This is a genomic window from Synechococcus sp. CCY9201, from assembly GCF_034931105.1.
In the GTDB taxonomy this organism is placed as follows: Bacteria; Cyanobacteriota; Cyanobacteriia; order PCC-6307; family Cyanobiaceae; genus CBW1002.
The window spans coordinates 1-19410 of the sequence record NZ_JAYGIC010000108.1 but is presented as its reverse complement, the minus strand read 5'-3'; the positions used below and the strand labels follow the sequence as shown (position 1 = coordinate 19410).

The window sequence follows — 19410 nt, the reverse complement described above, 5'->3', positions numbered from 1 at the left end:
CGCCTCCGCGTCGCGGCAGCGGCCTTCAGCGGTGGCCAGGGCAGCGCTGTCTTCGGCGGCATCCAGCTCCTGCCGCTGCCGCCGCAGCTCGCCCTGGCGTTGCGCCAGGTTCTGGCGTTGCGCCTGCAGGGCTTCGGCCTCCTGCTGGTGCCGCTCCGCCTGCCGGGCCAGTTCGCGGCCACTGGCCTCCAGGCCCGCCAGCTCGGCCTGCACGGACAGAAGCTGATCTTCCCCGAGGGCTTTCACCTCCGCCTGCAACTGCTCCAGGGCCAGGGCTGCCTGCTGGATCTCGGCCTCGGCGGTTGCGATGGCTTCGCGATCACTGATCTGCTGGCGGCCCAGGGCTTCGCGGCGGCGATTCAGTTGGTCGCGCTGCTGCCTGGCGGCGTCCACTTCCAGCACCTGGGCCTGCAGCCGTCCGGTGATCAGCCGTTGGCGCAACTCCTGGTAGGTGCGGGCCTTGGCGCAGTCGCGCTCCAGTTTCTGGCGCGAGAGGAGCAGCTCCTGCTCCACGATGCGGCAACGCTCCTGGCGTTCCTGCACCTCATCGAGCTTGGCGCGCGTCTGGGCGATGCGGGTGTCGAACAGGGCCACACCGGCCAGCTCGTCGATGATGCCGCGCCGCTCCCGGGCACTCATCGACACGATGCGGGTCACATCGCCCTGCATCACCACGTTGCTGCCGTCGGGATCGACCCGCAGGCGCCGCAGCTGGGTCTGGAGCTGCTGCAGGTTGCAGGTCACCCCATCGGCGCTGTAGCTGCTGCTGTAGGTGCCACCGGGGGCCACCCGCAGGCGGCGGGTGACGCTCCAGGCCTTCTGGCCGGCCTGGATCCAGGGACCCTCCTCGGGGGGATCGAGGCCGGCCTCCGCCTCATCGGGCTGCCAGTCGCCCAGGTCGAAGCGCACGGTGACGCAGGCCTCGGCCGCCCGTCCCTGGCGCAGCACGGCGCTGTTGATCAGATCGGGCAGCCGTTCGGCCCGCATCCCCCGGCTGTTGGCCAGGCCGAGGCAAAAGAGCACGGCATCGAGAATGTTGCTCTTGCCGGAGCCGTTCGGGCCGGTCACCACGGTGAAACCGGGTTCGAGCGGGATCGCCACCGATCCGCCGAACGATTTGAACTGAGACAGCTCGACCTGATTGATGTGAACCACCAGGCCCGCCCACCGAGCAGCCGAAATGTAGCGGAGGTGGTTCCACGCTCAAGTCCACTCCTTAGCTTGGGTGAGCCGCCCGAACACCGTCGCCGCCATGGACCGGGACTCCGCCGATGCTCAGGCCGCCGCTGAGAGTGCTGCAGATGCCTCTGCTCAGAACACCGCTGAGAATGCAGCGCACAACGCATCGGAGAACGCCACGCAGAACGCTGCTGAGCGAGATGGCTCCACCGGGTCGTTGCAGGATCGCTTCCGCGAGCGCTTTGAAGCCCTGCTGCCGATCATTCAGAAGCAGTGGCCGGAGGTGGCGCGTCACACCCTGGAGGCCAGCCGCGGCAGCCTTGACGACCTCGCCGCGGTGATCGCCCAGCAGACCGGCCGTACCGCTGAGGGCGTGCATCACCAGCTGGAAGACCTGCTGCATGTCGCCGGCGACCAGAGCCGCCATCTGATCGACCGCATCGAGCCCCTGGAACGCCAGCTGGAAAGCCTGCTCGACGATCTCAATGCCACCCTGCGCCCCCGCATCGAGAAGCCGGTGCGGGAGCGGCCCTTGCTGGCGGTGGGCATCGCGGCCGGCGTGGGCCTGATTGTGGGTCTGCTGCTCGGTTCGGGGCGGCGCTCGGCATGAAGGAGCGGCAGGAGGAACGACGGGAACCCGGCCCGGCCCGGGTGGCGGCCGGCCGGGTGGGGGCCCTACTGACTTCGGTGATGGACCTGCATGTGCGCATCGCGCTGCAGGAGGTCGATCAGGAACGGCGCCGCCTGATCGGTGGTGCGCTGCTGATCAGTGGTGGGCTCACCCTGGTGCTGCTGGCCCTGGTGGCGGCGGAGCTGGCCCTGGTGCTGTGGCTGCATGGAGCCCTGCGCTGGAGCTGGATCCAGGCCGCCCTCGGTGCCGCCAGCATCGATCTGGTGGTGGCGGGATTGTTTCTGCGGGTGGGGGGGCAGTTGCTCAAGGGCCCCTATCTGCCCCAGACCACGGCCGGCCTGACCCGCACCGGCCGAGCCCTGTTCGGCCGGTAGCGGATCTTGCCTCAGCGGATCTCGCCTCAGCGGATGTCGTAGTTGAGCCAGCGGCAATCGATGCCGCCGTTGCTCACCGGGATGCGCCGGCTGGCCTTCATGCGCAGGGCACCGGTCAGTTCGGGATTGCCGCTGAGCAGCCACAGGGTCCAGCCGCCGCACCGCTGCTTCAGCATGGTGCCCAGATCGGCGTAGAGCTGCTCGAGGTCGTCCCGTTCTCCGATCCGTTCGCCGTAGGGCGGATTGCAGACCAGCACTCCCGCGGCTTCCGGGGGCTCGAAATCGCGGACGTCGCCCGCCTGCAGATCCAGCCAGTCGCCCACACCGGCGGCAGCGGCGTTGGTGCGGGCCTGCTCCAGCACGCTCGGATCCTGCTCCCGCCCCACGATCGGAGCCAGTGGATCCCCCTGGGGCCCGTGATCGCGCTGCAGGGCCCTGGCCTGGTCCAGCTCCGTCTCCCAGAGGTCTGGCTGGAAGTCGGGCCAGCCCTGCAGGGCGAAGCGGCGCGGTGGCCGTCCCGGCCCGCTCAGGCCGGGCGCCCGGCCCAGGGCGAGACAGGCGGCCTCGATCAGCAGGGTGCCACTGCCGCAGAGGGGATCGGCCAGGGGCACACGGCCATCCCAGCCGGTGTAGCTGATCAGCCCGGCGGCGAGGTTTTCCTTGAGCGGGGCCAGGCCCATGGCGGCCCGGTAGCCGCGGCGGTGCAGGCTGCCGCCGCTGCCCTCCAGGCTCAGCACCGCCTCGGGCCCGCCGCGGCCCCGACCGAGATGGAGGTGAAAGCTGAGGTCGGGCGTTTCCAGGTCCACGGTTGAGCGCTCGCCCCAGTGCTGGCGCTGCCAGTCCACCAGGGCGTTCTTCACCTCCAAAGCGCTGTAGTGGCTGTGGCTCAGCCCCGGGGCGCGGCCACTGGCATCAACCCGAAAGCGGCAATCGGGCGGCAACCAGAGGGCCCAGTCGGCGGCTTGCTGCACCCCGCGGTAAAGATCCTCGCGGCTGCGGCAGGGAAACCGGGCCAGCTCCCGCAGGATCCGGAAGGGCAGCCGAGCCTGCAGGTGTAGGCGGTACAAGGTCGCCAGGTCGCAGCGCAGCGCCACCGCCCGCTGCAGGGGCTGAACGTCCGTGGCCCCGAGGGCGCTCAGCTCAGCAGCGGCGGGCTGCTCAAGCCCAGGAGGCACCACCGCTGTGGCGGCGAAGCTGCCGCCGGGCTGGGTTCCGCCAGGGGCGGTTGTCCCCTGGATGGGTTCGGTGATGCCCACGGCGTTGGTGCCCCCTGCGGACGTCGCTGTGCTGCCACAATGAATGAGTCCGGTTTCGGCCGGACTAGGTGATCCACACCAGTGCTTCGGACAGCGGTTCGATTCCGCTCAGCTCCATTCGCCTTCTTCGTTCTGGCTGCTTGCCGGGATCCGGGCACGTCCCGGGGCTGCAATGGTTTCGACGGGGTATGAGGAGGGTGACTGAAGCCTGCTCGGTAAGAGCAAACCCGTAACAGCGAACAACATCGTTCGTTTCTCCCGTCAAGCTGCCCCTGTGGCTGCCTGACATCTCTAAGGGAGATGGGGTGAGGTCAGCCTTATCACCCAAATGACCCATGGGCCCTGGAAGGGGCCTTTTTAGTAGGTGGGGACTGGGATTTTGGGTGGTTGATGCTCCCAGGATTTCCTTCCGTGACCAAAGGCGTGACCAAGGGTGGGTGGCGGTTAGTGTTGGGAGCGGCTTGGCGACCTCTTCGTGCCACTGAGGTCTCCCGCCGGCAGTGGCTCAGCGGTGCTCCAGCTTCCGCACCTGTGAGGAAGCGATGCGATCCCTGAAGTCGGGGAACACGCGCATCGATGGTGATGGCGACGGCATCCCCTGCGAAGCCCTCTGCAAGGGAGGCAAAGGTGGTTCACCGCCGCCGCGAGGCTCCTCCAGTCCACGGCCCAAGGCAACGATGATCAGTGGCAGGGCCGGTCTGATCTCAGTCGGTGATGGCGACACCATCCGCGTCAGGGCCAGCAGCGGGGAGTCCGTCACCATCCGCCTGGCCTGCATCGACGCTCCAGAGTTGGCCCAGGGCGCCAGCGGTGCAGCCGCCACCCAGACCGTGGATCGCTACGGCCGCACCGTGGCGGAGGTGTATGCAAACGGGCGAAACCTCAATGTCGAGATGGTCAGGCGCGGCAAGGCCTACGTCTACTGGCAGTACCTCAGCGGCTGTGATGCGAACGCCTACCTCAAGGCCGAGAGCGAAGCGCAACGCTCCCGTCAGGGCGTCTGGCGTTCCGGGAATGAGGTGAAACCCTGGGATTTCCGGCGCAATCGTTAGGTCGAGGGGGAGATGGTGAAACGCCGGAAGATCAAGGCCGAATGCGAGCGCATGCCGGCGCATCGCTACACGTGGGGCCGGGTGGATCTGAGCGGCGATGGCCGACCCGAGCGAGGTGGTGGGGCCGATGTTCTGCGGCACCGGCGGCTGCCCGCTGCTGATCTTTCGCGAACCAAGCCCCGGCCGCCTGCAGTTCATCACCCAGATGAGCCTGTTCAAGGATCCGCTGATCGTGAACGAGCGGCGCCACGACGGCTGGAAGGAGCTGATCACCCGCGTGCGGGTGGATGCTGGGACCAGTTACTACGCCGTGCTGCGCTACGACGGTCACACCTATCCCATCAACCCCAGCGTGGCGCCGGCCATCCCCCTGCGCCAACCAGAACCCGGCACCGCCTACCTGGAGTGGAACGACAAGGATCCCCGCGCCCATTCCCTCCACCGCGAGGGCACCGCTGAGAAACGGGGCCTCTGAACTGTGAGGCGCTCCCCTCGGATCCTGCTCGCAGCTCTCACGGCGATCCAGGCCGCCGCACTGCTCGCCACGCAGGTCGCCCAGGCCATCCCGCCGCCACCGGATCGGGAACCCCGGGTGCTTACTCTTCGCCTTCGACGCCCGCAAGGGGGAACGGCTGCTTGTGCGCCTGGACGACCCGACCCGGACCCTGGTGCTGGCCCTCGAGGCGCCCTCCGGGGCGATGGTGCTGGATGGGGCCCGCCCCGGCGCGGACGGCCTGCAGATGCTGCTGAGCGAGACGGGGCGCTGGCGCGCCTCGGTGCTCATGGAGGGGGACGCCGCGCGGGTCGGGGGCCGTGCGGTCTTCACGGTCACGTTGGAACGACGCTGATCAGGGCGGAAGGCGTCGCTGCAGGCCTGCCGCGATCCACCAGAGCACGAGGGCCGCGCAGGCTCCCAGGGCCCCCATCACACCGAACGCGACCACCAGCCCCCGAACCGGGGGGGTAGTGGCCGGTCCGCTCCTGCCAGCGCGACGGCCGACAGGAACAGAAACAGACCGCCCGCGCAGATCGCGGCAATCCTTGCTTCCTCTCGGGACCTGCTGCCCCGAACGTCCCTGTTGATCACGGCCACCGCTTGCCCTGGCGGGTTTGGCCGTCCTGTCGGGCACCCCAACCTTGGCTGACGGGCTCCCGCTGACTCCCGAATAATGAATGTGGCCGGAGGCTGGACCTCAAGGCTTGCCGGGCCTCACTCAGCCACACGGACCGCTTCTGTGCAGAGGCGTGAGGAGGCAATGGGGCCCGCCGGTTGATAGCCCCACTTGGGATCGTCGCGGAAGCTGTACACCTCCCGCCCGTTGCGCTCGATCCGGAACAGGGTCCAGGTCTGACGCTCACAGCTCAGACCGATCACGGCCTTGCCATCGGCGAGGGGCAGTTCCACGTGGCGGATCCCGTCATAGATCCACAACAGCCGTCCTGCTCCGTTCTCGAGCAGGGAGCGAATCGGGCTGCCCTGGACCTGAGGCTGGGCTCTGGCAGGTGCGGCCTGCCCTGCCGCGATCAGAAGGCCGGTGAAGATCAGTGCCCAGGAAGACGAGCGATGACCCATGGGAACTGGGAAACCTTCATTGTGCGTCCCATGGAGGCCCCGTCCCAAGCACGAAGCGGAGAAAGCCGTCGGTATTAGGAACCGCCCCAAGATCTGAACACAACTTCCAGCCGCTGGTGGTTGATCCAGCTCCGGCAGGGCGCAGCGGGTCACGAACCGTTCGCCGGGGGTGGGGACCAGCCGGGCGACCGAAAGCTTGCCCCCGGCGGGGCGATGTCGATGGCAAGGACTACGAAGTTCTTCGAAACCACGCCTGTCGCAACCTCGATGGTTACCTTCCGTTAGCACTTCTGACCTGAGCGAGTTCCACCATGAACATCCTCTGGTTTCTCCTCGTCGGAATCATTGCCGGCTGGCTCGCAGGGGTTCTCGTCAAAGGGGGAGGCTTCGGGCTCGTGGGGGATCTGGTGGTGGGCATCATCGGCGCCCTGCTCGGTGGACTTCTCTTCGGCGGGCTCGGTGGAGCCGTGGGAGGCGGCCTGCTCGGCAGCATTGTGGTGGCCACCCTCGGTGCGGTGATCCTGCTGGTGGTGCTCAGGGTGCTCAAACGCGCCTGACCCGCTCCTGGAAGCCTCATCGGGTCCCGGCTACGGTCCATTCAGTTCCCAGCCCCGCCACCATGAGCCTGGAAGACAAGATCAGGGCCACCGCCAAGGATGCCGAAGGCAAACTGCAGGCAGCGGCCGGTGAGCTCACCGGTGACGACAATCTGAAGGTCGAAGGCGAAGCCAAGCAGGTTCAGGCCAAGGTCATCGATGCCGCCGGTGACCTCAAGGACAAGGTTGCGGATGCTGCCGATGCCGTCGGCGACGCTCTCAAGGGGCTGAGCGACAGAGCCTGACCCCTCGCCGTTCCCTCAGCTGCTCCTTGACCGACCCGCACCTGCGCGTCTATGGCCAGTCAGCATCCGATTCGCCTGAAGCAGCAGACCGATGGCGATTGCGGCCATTGATTGCAGCATCGGCACCACGATGATCGTCATCCGCTGCACCAGTCGGTGTTCGGGGACGGTGTGGAAGCGGTAGCTGTCCGCTCCCAGGAGGATCGTGCCTCCCAGGGAAAGGAGCAGCACAACGATGAACAGCAGGTTCGAAAGGCTGCGCCGCTCACGCTCCCGCCAGGCCAGCAGTCCCAGCAGCAGGTAGGGGGCTACCAGGAAGGCCAGGAACGGCAGATCGCCACTTCGCAGGCCCGTGGTGCTCGTGACCACGAGGATCAGCCCGGTGAGTGCGGCAAGCGTGCACAGCTTCCATGTGCGGTCACCAGCCACGGTGACTATCGAAACGCTCGCAGGAGCGACCAGGTCGACAGGATCGCCAACACGGGCCAGATCACCAGGAGATCGACCCTGATGTTCGCCTCCGGCGTCTTCATCTGCACCAGCCATTCCCAGCCGGCGTAGCTCCCCCAGGCGATGGCCCCGATCCACAGCGCGCGGGGATGGCGGGCAAGGCCGGGCCATCGGAACCTCAGTGCCAGATCACCCGCGATGAAGGCCACGGCCACGGCCAGGATGGCCTGCGGCTTGCCGACAAACAGTGACACGAGCAGATCCATGGCGTCGCGGCCTTCAGGGGTGAACCTTGATGGCCGCTGACCACGACCGCAGTTGCTGGAGCCGTCTCTCCTGGCTGGCCTTCACGCAGTCCCTCATCTTCTCCCCGGCTCTCCAGCACTGATCCATGCTCTCCACCCAGCGCCGCTGGTCCGCCTCCAGAGCCTCGCGCTGGGCAGCGGTGAAGGACATGTCGTACCGCAGGTGGCGGAAGGTGGCGCGCAGCTCGCGGTCAAGCGCGGTGAGTTCGGCGTCCCGACAGATCAGCACGGTGGCGGCGCTGCCCGAGGGCTGACAGCGGATGGTCTCCCCGTCGAAGGAGTCCGGCGGTGGCGGGATCGCTCCAGCCGGGAGGTTCGCCAGAAGGCTTGCCGCTGCGAGCGGAAGAGCACTCAGGCACCAAAGTCTCCAGAAAGCAGGGTGTCGAGAATGGGGAGGCACACCCGGTGAAACGGGAGTGCCTTTCAATCGGCCCTCATGCCGTATTATCAGTGTTGTTTGTTAGAATGGCAGCGCAGATGCGGCGCGCAACTTCTCGCCCCTCAACATTTTATTGCACAACCCAAAGAAGTTTTGTAAAATGAATCACAAAAAGCATCTTGTCGCTTGCAGTGCGATCGCGATAGGGCTGTTTCTTCCACTCGCCTCCTATGCAATTGATCCGGCGTATGCCAAGAAGCTCGAGAGATCGGGCTGCACCCAGGTCACCGAATTGCAGGGCTGCGACATCAACAAGACCAAGGCCGAAAACGCCAAAGCAGGTTTCGGGACGGCACCGGCTGCAGCTGCTTCGCCCTACGGCGGTCACTGGGTCGCAAAGAACCCCGGAACCGGACAAACCGTCGCCAACATCCGCATTGACAACAAAAATCAGGTGTTTGTGAACGGCAAGCTTGTTGCCAGCAAGCTCAGTGACGGTGCCTTGGTATTCAAAACCGGCTTCATCACCTTCACGATTCAAGGCGATCCAAGGATTGCGAATGAGAGCAGCTGGTTTGATTCTGACGCTAAAACCACCGGCCCGATCCGACGCAAGTAATCTCAGCACGGCATTGGTGTGGCAACGGGGAGAATCCACACAGTCCTGGAAACGGGAGCGCTACTCCTGAGATACAGCATCGACCAAGGCCCCGCTCTGCTCTTGGTCAGCTGAGCCACTTCGCCAGGTTGGTGTTCCACCTACGGCCCAAGTGGTTCTTCACGGCCCTTGCCAAAGCCTTCTACTGCCCCACCAGCACCACCAGCTGCTTACCGCCGGTGAGTCCAACGTGGCGGCTTGCAGCGGCCCCAACCATCCGACCCAGAGGACGGCACAGGGCCGCCAGTGGTCACAGGTCCAGACGATGCAAGGCAGCGTGGGTATGGCACGGTCCCCTCAGACTCGCTCCCTGCAAAACCCCTCAGCCAGGAGTCAGGCCACGCAGATTGGGAGAAGTCCCGACTGGATCCACAGGCGTCGCTGATGTGTGGCCGCTACTCGCTCACCAGCACGATCGATCAGCTGCTTCCCCGGCTGAAGGGTCCGCTGCCCGATGGTTTCCTTGAGCACTACCAGCCGAGGCAGCAAGTGCGGCCCGGTGAACAACTGCTGATCCAGCGGCAGCAGCAGGGCCGACCTGAGGTGGGCTTCGCCCAGTGGGGCCTGGTCCCCAGCTGGCTGAAGGACACGCAAGGCAAAAGCCGGCCGATCAATGCCCGCAGCGAGACGGTGAGCCAGAAGCCGTTCTTTCGTGGTCCTTGGCGCCATCACCGCTGCCTGATTCCAGCCGATGGCTTCTACGAATGGCGGCCGCCGCCGGAGGGACCAGGCCATGGCCCCAAAGGGCACAAACAGCCGTATTGGATCCGCCGCCAGGACGGTGCCCCCTTCTGGTTGGGCGGCCTGTGGGACCACTGGATCGCTCCTGATGGCAGCGAACTCCAGACCTGCTGCATTCTCACCACCACACCCAATGCCCTGCTGCGCCCCATCCACGACCGCATGCCGGTGGTGATCATGGATGGATGGGAAGAGGCCTGGTTGCTGCCAGAAGACGCCGCCGAGCTGCTGGGGCTTGAGGTGCTGATGGCCCCGTGGGATCCCGCCGGATGGGATGCGATTCCTGTCAACTGGATGTGATCCGACCGGTCGGCCTGCTCATCAATTGCGGGCATGGCTGGCGGTTTGGCCCAGCATCCATGAAGAAGGGCGCCCCGTGTCGGACGCCCTTGGGCCGGTTGCAGGGAACTGGTTGGAACCGCCCTGGTCGAGGCCTCTGATTTATTGGTAGATCCGCTGGACCGCCGTGTCAGTACGGCAAACCGTTCACAGCTGCAGGGCAGCAGCTGCAGGGAGGTCGTACCACAAGCGACAGGACGGCTGGCGGTCCGAGCACCGAGGTGGAGAGCCTGGCTGCGCGGGGTGAGCGGGTGGTGGCCTACAGCTTCAGGCACGGCTACACCTCTCGGTAGCGGCCATGAACAGGAGCGGCACTGGGTAACTCGCCAACGGGGACTCTGCCTTGATCAGCACAGCAGCCGAGGCATGGCGCGGCTCAGCCGCCTTGCCCAGCGCCTTCAAACAGAGCAGCAATATCGCCGGCAGCCATTTGATCGAAGTCGTCGGGCACGGTGCACTGGCCCCCCAGCAGGCCCAGGCGGCGCACCATCGGCCGGCCTGCCATGCCGATCACAAACGCTTCACCTGCCGCTGCTTCCTCCACCAGGCGAGAACGATGCGATATGTCGTCGTGCATGGTCTCCGGACGCATGCGGAGTGGCGCAGCTCGGAGGGTGGTTCCACGATAATGGGAGCAACGCCGTGAGCTTCTGATGTTCAGGATTCATACCCACGATTCCTGGGGGATCGTGAATGTCGGGACCTTTCAGTCCCAGGAAGAAGCACGTCAGGCTTTTGCGTCATTGTGCGAAGACCCCTGGTACAAGAGCGATGGAACTGTCAAGGGTATTGAGCTGGTCCAGGCCTCCGCTGAAGGCGTTCAAAGGCTGGACTGGTACGCACTTCAAGACGTTCGTGATTTGGGAGTTCTTGGGCAACCACCTGCTGAACATCTGCCGTCAAGTCACAGGCATGAATGTCAAGACTCTGTTCAAGGAAGTTCATGGTTTGTCCAGGTCCGCCCTGGCGCAGCGACGAACACCTCGATGGAACACCTCGATGGAACACCTTGATGGAGCAGCCCGTGCAAGAGCTGGTGCAATCCTTCACCTCCTGCACCTTGCCCAGAAGCGAGTGGACCCACCACGCCCATCTGAAGATTGGACTGTGGCATGTGCTTCATGCGTCTCCAGTTGAGGCGCTCGAAAAACTCCGTGATGGAATCAGAATCTACAACGCAGCCACCGGCATAGAAAATACTGAAAGCCAGGGATACCACGAAACGATCACGCGGTTCTACGTGTGGATCATTCATGGCTTCCTGCAGAAAACAGATCGCACGCAACCGATCGAGGACCTGGCTGCGGAGCTGATCGCCCGCCATGGCGAACGGTCTTTGCCTTTGCAGTACTACAGCCGTGCTCTTCTCCATTCCACAGCTGCTCGGCTGCGCTGGCAGGCGCCAGACTTACGTCTATTGGAATGAGGTGGCAATCCAGGCTCTGCGCTGATCCTTCTTCTAGGAGTTTGCTGAAAAAGCCGCCGCCTTTGCGAGAATGGTTCAACTGTCCATCCATTGAGGTCAACAGGAGCTGCTGCGCAAGGAGAAGGCCCTGGCGGAGCCGGCGGCCTTGCTGATGTTGCGAAATAAGTGGGATGTCTTCTGCTCGGAGGACGGGGATAGCTGACCAGTGCCGCGCACAGGCGGAAGGCGATCGAGCTGATCGGCCGTTTGCTGTGACGGGAACGGTGAGGATCGCCGTAAAGGCAGTCCTCGTCTGGTGTTTCAACGCCTCAAGCTGGCCGGAACTGCGATTGATCAATGCCCTGCGGCAGGTTTATTGCTCCGGTGGTCTTGTCGGTGGCGCGGCGATTCGCGTGTAGGAGTCTGAGTCATGAGCCCGTATGGGCCGCTGCGGGGCGCGAAGCCGACCTCGGCCTGAGAGATCATGGACTATTCATGGAAGGGACCCAAGAGAGTTTCCCGTGTCCAAAGCCCAGCTCAACGCCTTCATGGTCAAAGTGGCGGGCGATGCTGCCCTCAAGGCCCAGGTCGACGCCGCCGCAGATTCCGCAGCGGTGGTCGCCATCGCTAGTGGAGAGGGTCACAGCTTCACGGCAGCCACCTGGTCCCGTCACGTTCGTGGCTAAGGGGTGATCACGCCTCAAATCCGGGGCTCTCACTCAAGAAGAACGGCCATCAGCATCCAGCTGATGTCCTTCCCGATTCGGGATTGCCGGTCTTGTGGGCATGCCTGATCTTGATGGAGGCTCTCCTGGCGTTTGACGCCTGGTCAGGAGAGCATCCGAAGAGTGTCAGGGCGTCGGCGCTTTGACGTTTGGGCAGGTGGCGGCGTTGAACTTTCCGGCGATGCGCTTGCTGCTCTTGGCATCAATATCCTGCGCCATCTGTTTGTCGCCTGCCATCTGGACGGAGCTGAGCTTGCCGGCGAAGGTCTGGCACGCCTCATCCAGGGTCACGGCCTGCACCCCACCAGGCACTTACCTTGATGCTGCCGAAAACAAGGCATCCGTTAGCCCGTCCGTATCGGCAACAGGTTCCTAGCTCAATTGGTCAGAGCACCTCGTTCACACCGAGGGGGTTGGGGGTTTGAGTCCCTCGTCGCCCATTCATGTGGTTTGCAGCGATCATCGGCCACGCGTAAGAGGCCCGGACGCTTGGTCGCGTCACCGAAGAGCAGTCGCAACGCAGCGACAAACCTGCCGATCTGCTGGAGTGGGGGAGGGCCAATGCGCAGGGAGGTTGAGATGCCAGAGCGAAAGGTCGCCGTCGTGACAGGGTCTGCCACGGGTGTGGGCGCCGCCACGGTCCTGGGCCTGGCACGCCGCGGGTACGACGTCGTCATCAACTACACGAAGAGCGAGTCGGAAGCCGCGGCATCGGCCGCAGCCTGTGCCGAGGCTGGTGCCGACACGCTGGTGCTGCGGGCCGACGTCGCCGACGACGCTGCCTGCCGCAGTATGGTCGGCGCCGCAGTCAATCGCTGGGGACGCATCGACGCGCTCGTGAACAATGCGGGCCGCACGTCGGTTGCCAGCATGGCGGGCTGGGAAGGGCTTGATGCGCAGGTCTTCCATGACATCTACGCCGTGAATCTGATCGGGCCCTTCCAGATGATCCGCGCCTGTGCGCCGGAGCTGACGAAAGTCAAGGGGGCGATCGTGAACGTCTCGTCGATGGCAGGGGCGCTCGGGATCGGCACCTCGGCCCCCTACATCGCCTCCAAAGGAGCGCTCAACGCCCTGACCCTGAACATGGCGAGAATGCTTGCACCGCATGTGCGGGTGAATGCCGTGTGCCCGGGTCTGATCCTCAGCCGTTGGTTTGCGAGCGGAGCCGGTGAGGGCGGCATGGAGCTGCTGAAGAGCCAATACGAACGGGCCGTTCCGCTGGAGCGGGCCAGCACTCCGGGGGAGGTTGCCGATGCGGTGATCTGGTTGATCGATGGTGCCGCCACGATGACGGGCGAACTGCTGCTGCTCGATTCGGGCATGCATCTCGGCAAGGGGCTGTCGGGGACCCAGCCGGCCCCTTGAATCTCATGGATCGCGTTGGCGGCGGATGAATCTCGTGGATACTCTCTAGTTCTGGCGGAATCCTCGAGGACTGACGTGACAATCAGCGTGGCGATCGTCGGTGGCGGGCCCGCGGGCCTGACGCTCGCTGCGGCGTTGGCCCAGCAGGGCGGGTTTGAGATCGCGGTATTCGAGCGTGCCGACGACCACTTCAGCGCCGAAACCTACAACCCCGACCGTAGCTACACGATCGACATCACGGGTCACGGTCTGCGTGCGGCACGCTTCATCGGCATCACCGACCGATTCGATGCCGGGCTGATTCACTTTAAGGGGCTGAGAACCGCCCCCCATCCTTGGATCCATCGGCTCGGGGTTGGCTTCGCAGAGGAGCCCTATCACGGCAGGGGCTGGACGGGGAGCCGCGGTGACATCTGCCGCTGTCTCCAGGCCCATGTGCTTGAGCGGTATGCAGATTCCGTAGCCCTCCACTTCGGGGTGGAGGCGACCGTCGTCGATGCCGGGCAGCCACAGCTCCGCATCGCGTCGCGGGACGACGTGGCCGGTGAAGGGCGACGGTTCGATCTGGTCGTGGGCTGCGACGGCGGTGGTAGCGGCGTGCGGCGGTCGATCGCCGAGCAGGCCAGTGGGTTTGCAGTCGAGGGAGCCGATCTGGGCAACCACTCCCTGATGCTGCATCTGGACCAGCACCTCGACGAACTGGATCCGCACTACCTCTATGTTCTCGCGGTTGAACCCGTGATGGCCGTGGCCGGGGCGATCAACGGCCCCAGAGGGCCGGCGGATCCGCGCTGGTTCCGCCAGATCGGGTTTAGCGGCACGATGCGGTTCGACTCCGCCGCCGATGCCGGTCGTTTTCTCGACAGGGCCCATCCGCTGCTGCGGCATTTCGCCTCCGATACAAAAGTGGAGGAGTTCAGCCAGCGGCAATGTCTGCCGACCGGCAAGACCAAGCGGTGTTCGTCTCTCGTGGCCGGGCGGGTGGCTCTTCTGGGCGATGCTGGCGCTCCGGTGCCTCCCGTGGGGCAGGGGGTGAATGCGGCCATGGAAGGCGCGACGGTGCTCGCTCAATGCCTGCACGAGCATCGCGATTCGCTGGATGCTGCATTGGCGGCCTACGCGGCCACGTGGGGCCGGGAAACCGATGCGCTGCGGCGAATTGCAATGACGGTCGACCTCTCACAACCCCTGACGCCGTTCCGGATTCTGATGGCCTCGTTCCTGGGCTACTCCGGCTTGAGGCTCGCCAAGCGCGAGGATCTCAGCTACGCCGAGGCCTGGGAAACTTTCCGCCGCGGCGAAGACCGCATCAGGTGCACGCCCCTAGGGCTCATGCTGCCTCGCCAGCGAGACTGATCGTGTGAAATAGGTGCCAACCACGAAATCTGGGTTCCGGCTCGCGGATCTGGTCCAGCCGCCGAAGAGCCAACTGACGGGAGAATCCGCCAGAGTGCCATGCGAGACCGGGCACCCGATGTGCAGAACGTGCGATCAGCGTTTCGCCGGGGGGCCTTGAGGTAAGCCTCGATAAAGCAGGTGATTTCGTGCACCAGCGCCGGGATGGTCATCGGCTTGCCGCTGACTTCCTGGTCGTCGAACATCATCTGCTGGGCCAAAGCCGCATACACCATCCGCCAGGCCACATCGGTCGCGGTCTCCGGGTTGGCATGAGCGATCTGATCGCGGTGGCTCAGCACGAGCGTGGTGAAGATGCCGGCGAACACGGCGTTCGCCCGGATGTCCTGGGCCCGCAGGTTTGGGTCGGCCGAACGGTGGAGATCGAAGAAGCGGGCTGAATTGCGCTACTCCTGCGTGGCAGTTCCGGGCCCGGCCCGCCACGGACCTGGAGCTTCAGCGTTGCCACACGGCCCGCTATCTCGAGACGGTGCGCCGCGATGTGGCTTACGACGCCAGGCAACTCTCCACCGGCGACACCAGCGTGTTCTTCGCCAGCGTGCATGAATGGGGCAACTACCCCGGCAGCGGCGCCGCCACGGAACGGGGGGAGGGTCCGGGCCTGGGCTTCACCCTCAACTGCCCCCTGCCCGGCGGCAGTGACGGCCCGGCGGTGCTCAAAGCCCTGACCGCCGTGCTGCGGCCCGCCGCCGAGCGGTTCCGGCCCCAGTTGGTGCTGGTGTCGGCCGGCTTCGACAGCCACCGGGACGATCCCCTGGGCAGCTTCCGGCTTGAGGACAGCGACTATGAGTTTGCAGAAAAACCGCCTGGCAAGCCGCGTTTTTGACCCTGAGAGCTGATCACGCTCCGAACGGGCTCGCATTCAGCGTTTGAGGGGCTCAGAACGCCCGATTTCAGTTGTTTGCCCCCGTTGGGCCTGCCTGATCACTGCTGCCTGGGCACACTTCTGGGCAACTGCCTGTTCATGCAGCCTCCACCATTGCCGGTTTGAGCAGGTTGCCCAGGCGGATCAGGTTGTAGGCGATCACATTCAGGCCGGCTTTTAATCCAATGAAGAATTGAAGGTACGGGTTTTCCTTGAGTTGCTCAACCAGCTCTTCGTCTGTGATCGCCATACGAGCCTTGATGATCAGTGCACCAAGCGCCATTCGAAATGGCTTGGCAGGTGCCCCAAAGCCCTTGCAGACCTGCGACGCGTAGTCGTCCTCCAGCTCATCCCAGGGAATGAGCTCAGCAAGCTTGATCCAGCGATTGTCACCAGAGAGTTTGCCGCCAAACGGCAAGAAGAAATCCTCAAACGAGAGCTGATGACGATGCTCGCGCCGATACATGTGGAAAACTCTGGACTGCTTTTCGGCGGTATCGAGCCGAATTGAGCACATTCTACAGTTGAAATCTGCTCGGATCCACTGCGGCACAGCCGCTTTGCCCTTTCTCAGGAGGCCCTAAGCAGCGGTAGCGACGACCCCCGGGGGTGGCGCATCGGGAATGGCGGTAACCGGTGCCCACGACGGAAATCCCAGGGCCGGGTGATCCCACCCGGCACCTGCCAGACGCCATGGCCACGCCGGCTGGCCCTGAATTCGGCATCCAGATACTCCTTGGCATCGCAGCCGCTGAGGTACTGCCGGTCGGCGAACGCCTGGCCGTCCTCCACAAGCGCCAGGCCGAGGTTGATCCCACCGATCACCTCGGCGACGGTGCGGCCGTAGCGGTCAGTGGTTTTCACATCCAGTTGCACCTGAGCGCCGACAGGCAGCCGCATCTGCAGGTACTCACGAGCCCGTTGGCCGTGGGGTTGCTGGGCTATCTCCGGGGCGTCGATGCAGGCAAGCCGCACCGTGATCGTCTTGCCCCACTGCTTCACCTGCAGGGTGTCGCCGTCGCCGATGGAGAGCACCGTGGTCTGCCGGGGCTTGGCCACCGTGAGCACAGGGATCAGCAGGAGCCATGCCAGCCCGGCGACAGGCAGCAGCCAGCGCTCCGCTTTGGAGATCAAGGCGCCGGCCTCGCGCGCGCGCGGTGCTCCTGCGGGCTGATGCCGCGCACCCGCTTGAACGCCGTGCTGAACGCGAAAGGCGTGCTGTAGCCGAGCGCGTGGGCGACCGTGCCGACGCTCGCCTCCGGATCGCAGAGCATGTCGGCGGCCAGCGCGAGTCGCCAGCTCGTCAGGAACTTCATCGGTGACTCCCCGACGACGTCCTGGAACCGCCGTGAGAGCGCGGCGCGCGAGGCCCCAACCTCCCGTGAGAGCTTCGCGAGCGTCCAGGGACACGCCGGGTCGTCGTGCATTGCCTGCAGCGCACGACTCACGACCGGGTCGCTCTGCGCCCGGTACCACGTCGGGCTGTGGGCGTCGGGTCGCGTGAACCAGGCCCGCAGGATCGCGATGAGCAGGAGGTCGATCAGACGGTCCAGCACGGCGGCCTGGCCAGGACCCTCCTTGGCCATCTCGTCGCACAGCAGGGCGATGAGCGGCGAATTCCACGTGTCGTTGGACAGCGACAGCACCGGCGGCAGGGCGCGCAACAATCGGTCGCTGATGTCGCTGGTCGACTCGTAGGCGCCGACGAGCATCAGCGTCGAACCGTTCGGGTCGTTGCCCCAGGTCCGGGCGCCGTGCATCAGCTCAGCCTCGATCGACTCGCCGTCGCGGTTGCAGCAGCGCTGGCCAGGGTGGATCACAATCTCGGGCTCCGTCGCCGGATCGTCCGCGACGTTGTAGTGATCCGGTGCGCGGGTCACGGCGACATCACCGACGCCAAGGCGCACCGGCTGGCCGTCGTCGGGGACGATCCAAGCGTGTCCGCGCACGATCGCCAGCACCGTGATGGGGGACTCGGCAAGGATCCGCAGCGACCAAGGAGGCGTCATCACGGTGCGGAGCGAGAAGGCGCCCCGCGCGCGCGGACCGTCGAGCAGACCTGCGAAAGGATCCATGGCCGGAAGGGTATTGGCTGGACGCTCGGATATGGAACTGAGCATCTCGGCGATGGCCCAGGCGGCGCTCCCCGCAGAGGATTCAGGGGCGCCCTCAAGAGGCTCGGGAGCCCGGCCTGGGGGTGAGACCTACTACCACTCATCCACCCCATGCAGAACACGAATTTCAACGGAACGACCCTGGTGATCGGAGCGAGCGGCAAGACCGGCCGTCGCGTCACGGACCGCCTCATCGCAGAAGGACGGCGGGTCCGGCCCGTCTCCCGCTCCACGGAGCCGCGCTTCGACTGGCAGGACGACAGCACCTGGGCCCCAGCCCTCGACGGCGTCGCCGCCGCTTACATCACCTACTTTCCCGACCTGGCGCTGCCCGGGGCGGCCGAGACGGTCGATGCGTTTGCACGCCTTGCCGTCGCGCGCGGCGTACGGCGCCTCGTTTTGCTCTCCGGCCGCGGCGAGGAGGGTGCCCAGCGGGCCGAGCGCTACCTGCAGAACTCCGGCGCCGATTGGACGATCGTCCGCTGCGCCTTCTTCAATCAGAACTTCGACGAGAATTTCGTCGACTCTGTACGACACGGGGTCGTGGGGATGCCGGCGGGCGACACCGCCGAGCCATTCGTCGACGCCGACGACATCGCCGACGTCGTCGTCGCGGCGCTCACCGACGACCGCCACATCGGCGAGCTGTACGAGCTGACGGGCCCGCGCCTGCTCACCATCGCCGAAGCCGCCCACGAGCTCGGTGTCGCCATCGGCCGCGAGGTGCGCTACATCCCTCTGACCGCCGAGGAGTTCGGCGCCGAGCTGGGCGCGCACGGGATGCCAGAAGCGGACGCCACGCACCTCGCCGAGCTGCTCAGCGAGGTGCTCGACGGCCGCAGTTCCCATCTCGGCGATGGCGTCCAGCGGGCGCTGGGACGCCCGGCCCGCGACTTCGCCGACTACGCCAGGGATACCGCCGCGACGGGCGCGTGGAACCCTGAGGCCGTGGCAGCGTGACACCGCTGTTCGCGCTGCTGCTGTTCGGCACCGGTGCCGCCTGCCTGGCGATGATGGGTCCTACCGGGAGGCGGCTCGATCAGCACCTGAGCGCTACCCCATCCACTCAGCGAGCTTGGTGTAACGCCTGCGGCCCAGGTGGTTCTTCACGGCCATCGCCAGCGCTTTCTTCTGGCCCACCAGCACCACCAGCTGCTTGCCTCTGGTGATGCCGGTGTACACCAGATTGCGTTGCAGCATCGCGTAGTGCTGGGTGAGCAGAGGGATCACCACGGCGGGGTATTCGCTGCCCTGGCTCTTGTGGATCGTGCAGGCGTAGGCGGGCACCAGGTTGTCGAGTTCCCCCCAGCCATAGGTCACCTCGCGGCCGTCAAATCGCACCGTCAGTTCACTGGCATCGGCGTCGATCGTTTCCACCGTGCCCACATCGCCGTTGAACACCTCCTTCTCGTAGTCGTTGGCCACCTGCATCACCTTGTCGGCCGGCGCGAACCGCCAGCCGAAACGCTCCACCTGTTCGGTGGGATCGGGGTTGAGCAGTTGCTGCAGCTCGATGTTGAGCGACCTTGACCCGCAACCACCGCGCGCCATCGGACACAGCACCTGCACCTGGGCGATCGGATCGAGGCCAAAGCGGGCCGGGATGCGCTCACCCACCACCTTGAGGATCAGGGCCACCGCCTGCTCGGGTGTCTCGGCAGGCAGGAAATAGAAGTCGGTGGTGGCCTCAGCCGGCGGCGGCCGCAGATCGGGGATGGTGCCGGCGTTGATGGCGTGGG

General features: G+C 65.4%; 27 protein-coding genes and 1 pseudogene. 16 read left to right on the top strand and 12 right to left on the bottom strand.

The window, feature by feature from the left end:
* A partial coding sequence (locus VB716_RS10955; RefSeq protein WP_323270485.1) for an AAA family ATPase occupies positions 1–1155 on the bottom strand: 1155 nt, incomplete at its 3' end.
* Positions 1156–1252: 97 nt separating this feature from the next.
* Here VB716_RS10955 and VB716_RS10950 point away from each other — a divergent pair.
* Positions 1253–1789, top strand: coding sequence for a DUF883 family protein (locus VB716_RS10950; protein WP_322758785.1), 537 nt, complete (start codon positions 1253–1255; stop codon positions 1787–1789).
* Entirely contained in the window at positions 1786–2184 is a 399-nt protein-coding gene (locus VB716_RS10945; protein WP_197158738.1) for a phage holin family protein, read from the top strand. Before VB716_RS10950 ends, VB716_RS10945 begins: the two co-directional genes overlap by 4 nt.
* Positions 2185–2210: 26 nt before the next feature.
* On the opposite strand, the gene VB716_RS10940 is transcribed toward VB716_RS10945, so the two are convergent.
* Positions 2211–3434 (bottom strand): THUMP domain-containing class I SAM-dependent RNA methyltransferase, encoded by a 1224-nt coding sequence (locus VB716_RS10940; protein WP_416238104.1) that lies wholly within the window; start codon positions 3432–3434, stop codon positions 2211–2213.
* Positions 3435–3940: 506 nt separating this feature from the next.
* Between VB716_RS10940 and VB716_RS10935 the strand changes: the two genes are divergently transcribed.
* The 3 genes from VB716_RS10935 (at position 3941) to VB716_RS10925 (ending at position 5340) form a co-directional block, all read left to right on the top strand.
* Positions 3941–4492 carry a thermonuclease family protein gene (locus tag VB716_RS10935; protein WP_322758311.1) on the top strand — a complete coding sequence of 184 codons (552 nt, stop codon included), beginning with the start codon at positions 3941–3943 and terminating at the stop codon, positions 4490–4492.
* A 97-nt stretch (positions 4493–4589) separates the two neighbouring features.
* Positions 4590–4967, top strand: a complete 378-nt coding sequence (locus tag VB716_RS10930) for a hypothetical protein (protein ID WP_322758312.1) — start codon at positions 4590–4592, stop codon at positions 4965–4967.
* A 193-nt stretch (positions 4968–5160) separates the two neighbouring features.
* Positions 5161–5340, top strand: coding sequence for a hypothetical protein (locus tag VB716_RS10925; protein ID WP_323270484.1), 180 nt, complete (start codon positions 5161–5163; stop codon positions 5338–5340).
* A gap of 362 nt (positions 5341–5702) precedes the next feature.
* Here VB716_RS10925 and VB716_RS10920 read toward each other — a convergent pair whose 3' ends face one another.
* Positions 5703–6065, bottom strand: a complete 363-nt coding sequence (locus VB716_RS10920) for a hypothetical protein (protein ID WP_322758314.1) — start codon at positions 6063–6065, stop codon at positions 5703–5705.
* Positions 6066–6376: 311 nt separating this feature from the next.
* Between VB716_RS10920 and VB716_RS10915 the strand changes: the two genes are divergently transcribed.
* Together VB716_RS10915 and VB716_RS10910 are read left to right on the top strand one after the other, a co-directional pair.
* Positions 6377–6622, top strand: a complete 246-nt coding sequence (locus VB716_RS10915) for a GlsB/YeaQ/YmgE family stress response membrane protein (RefSeq protein ID WP_322758315.1) — start codon at positions 6377–6379, stop codon at positions 6620–6622.
* A gap of 62 nt (positions 6623–6684) precedes the next feature.
* The gene (locus tag VB716_RS10910; protein WP_322758316.1) at positions 6685–6906 is read left to right on the top strand and encodes a CsbD family protein; all 222 of its coding nucleotides are present in this window, start codon (positions 6685–6687) and stop codon (positions 6904–6906) included.
* Positions 6907–6921: 15 nt separating this feature from the next.
* Here the strand turns inward: VB716_RS10910 and VB716_RS10905 are convergent, their stop codons facing one another.
* From VB716_RS10905 to VB716_RS17470, 3 genes are all read right to left on the bottom strand, one after another.
* Positions 6922–7275 carry a hypothetical protein gene (locus VB716_RS10905; RefSeq protein WP_322758317.1) on the bottom strand — a complete coding sequence of 118 codons (354 nt, stop codon included), beginning with the start codon at positions 7273–7275 and terminating at the stop codon, positions 6922–6924.
* Between the two features lie 65 nt (positions 7276–7340).
* Positions 7341–7622, bottom strand: coding sequence for a hypothetical protein (locus tag VB716_RS10900; protein ID WP_322758318.1), 282 nt, complete (start codon positions 7620–7622; stop codon positions 7341–7343).
* Between the two features lie 13 nt (positions 7623–7635).
* Entirely contained in the window at positions 7636–7890 is a 255-nt protein-coding gene (locus VB716_RS17470) for a lysozyme inhibitor LprI family protein (protein ID WP_322758319.1), read from the bottom strand.
* A 310-nt stretch (positions 7891–8200) separates the two neighbouring features.
* Here VB716_RS17470 and VB716_RS10890 point away from each other — a divergent pair, with 310 nt between their 5' ends.
* On the top strand, positions 8201–8659 hold the full coding sequence (locus VB716_RS10890; protein ID WP_322758320.1) for a hypothetical protein: 459 nt from the start codon (positions 8201–8203) through the stop codon (positions 8657–8659).
* A gap of 423 nt (positions 8660–9082) precedes the next feature.
* Positions 9083–9739 carry an SOS response-associated peptidase gene (locus VB716_RS10885; protein WP_323270479.1) on the top strand — a complete coding sequence of 219 codons (657 nt, stop codon included), beginning with the start codon at positions 9083–9085 and terminating at the stop codon, positions 9737–9739.
* Positions 9740–10154: 415 nt separating this feature from the next.
* Here the strand turns inward: VB716_RS10885 and VB716_RS10880 are convergent, their stop codons facing one another.
* Positions 10155–10370, bottom strand: coding sequence for a type II toxin-antitoxin system prevent-host-death family antitoxin (locus VB716_RS10880; RefSeq protein WP_322758322.1), 216 nt, complete (start codon positions 10368–10370; stop codon positions 10155–10157).
* 420 nt (positions 10371–10790) lie between these two features.
* Between VB716_RS10880 and VB716_RS10875 the strand changes: the two genes are divergently transcribed.
* Positions 10791–11204: a hypothetical protein gene (locus VB716_RS10875; protein WP_322758323.1), complete on the top strand. Its 414-nt coding sequence runs from the start codon at positions 10791–10793 to the stop codon at positions 11202–11204.
* 500 nt (positions 11205–11704) lie between these two features.
* Positions 11705–11869, top strand: a complete 165-nt coding sequence (locus VB716_RS10870) for a Nif11-like leader peptide family RiPP precursor (protein WP_197153748.1) — start codon at positions 11705–11707, stop codon at positions 11867–11869.
* A gap of 165 nt (positions 11870–12034) precedes the next feature.
* On the opposite strand, the gene VB716_RS10865 is transcribed toward VB716_RS10870, so the two are convergent.
* Positions 12035–12199, bottom strand: a complete 165-nt coding sequence (locus VB716_RS10865; RefSeq protein ID WP_322758325.1) for a hypothetical protein — start codon at positions 12197–12199, stop codon at positions 12035–12037.
* Positions 12200–12469: 270 nt separating this feature from the next.
* On the opposite strand from VB716_RS10865, the gene VB716_RS10860 reads away from it, so the two are divergent.
* The 4 genes from VB716_RS10860 to VB716_RS10845 all read left to right on the top strand — a co-directional run bounded on the left by VB716_RS10860 (position 12470) and on the right by VB716_RS10845 (position 15518).
* The gene (locus tag VB716_RS10860; RefSeq protein ID WP_323270478.1) at positions 12470–13276 is read left to right on the top strand and encodes an SDR family oxidoreductase; all 807 of its coding nucleotides are present in this window, start codon (positions 12470–12472) and stop codon (positions 13274–13276) included.
* An 87-nt stretch (positions 13277–13363) separates the two neighbouring features.
* Positions 13364–14632, top strand: a complete 1269-nt coding sequence (locus VB716_RS10855; RefSeq protein ID WP_323270477.1) for an NAD(P)/FAD-dependent oxidoreductase — start codon at positions 13364–13366, stop codon at positions 14630–14632.
* A 311-nt stretch (positions 14633–14943) separates the two neighbouring features.
* On the top strand, positions 14944–15072 hold the full coding sequence (locus VB716_RS10850; RefSeq protein ID WP_323270475.1) for a hypothetical protein: 129 nt from the start codon (positions 14944–14946) through the stop codon (positions 15070–15072).
* 89 nt (positions 15073–15161) lie between these two features.
* Positions 15162–15518, top strand: a complete 357-nt coding sequence (locus tag VB716_RS10845) for a hypothetical protein (protein WP_323270474.1) — start codon at positions 15162–15164, stop codon at positions 15516–15518.
* A gap of 214 nt (positions 15519–15732) precedes the next feature.
* Here VB716_RS10845 and VB716_RS10840 read toward each other — a convergent pair.
* The 3 genes and pseudogenes from VB716_RS10840 to VB716_RS10830 form a co-directional block, all read right to left on the bottom strand.
* Positions 15733–16023 (bottom strand): annotated as a pseudogene (locus VB716_RS10840) (transposase); the annotation flags it as partial.
* A gap of 104 nt (positions 16024–16127) precedes the next feature.
* Positions 16128–16691: a thermonuclease family protein gene (locus VB716_RS10835; RefSeq protein WP_323270472.1), complete on the bottom strand. Its 564-nt coding sequence runs from the start codon at positions 16689–16691 to the stop codon at positions 16128–16130.
* Entirely contained in the window at positions 16688–17632 is a 945-nt protein-coding gene (locus VB716_RS10830; RefSeq protein ID WP_323270471.1) for an AraC family transcriptional regulator, read from the bottom strand. The genes VB716_RS10835 and VB716_RS10830 overlap by 4 nt, the downstream gene beginning before the upstream one ends.
* A gap of 150 nt (positions 17633–17782) precedes the next feature.
* Here VB716_RS10830 and VB716_RS10825 point away from each other — a divergent pair, with 150 nt between their 5' ends.
* Positions 17783–18631, top strand: coding sequence for an NAD(P)H-binding protein (locus VB716_RS10825; RefSeq protein WP_323270470.1), 849 nt, complete (start codon positions 17783–17785; stop codon positions 18629–18631).
* A gap of 93 nt (positions 18632–18724) precedes the next feature.
* On the opposite strand, the gene VB716_RS10820 is transcribed toward VB716_RS10825, so the two are convergent.
* On the bottom strand, positions 18725–19410 hold a 686-nt coding region (locus tag VB716_RS10820; RefSeq protein ID WP_323270469.1), incomplete at its 5' end, for an ATP-dependent DNA helicase.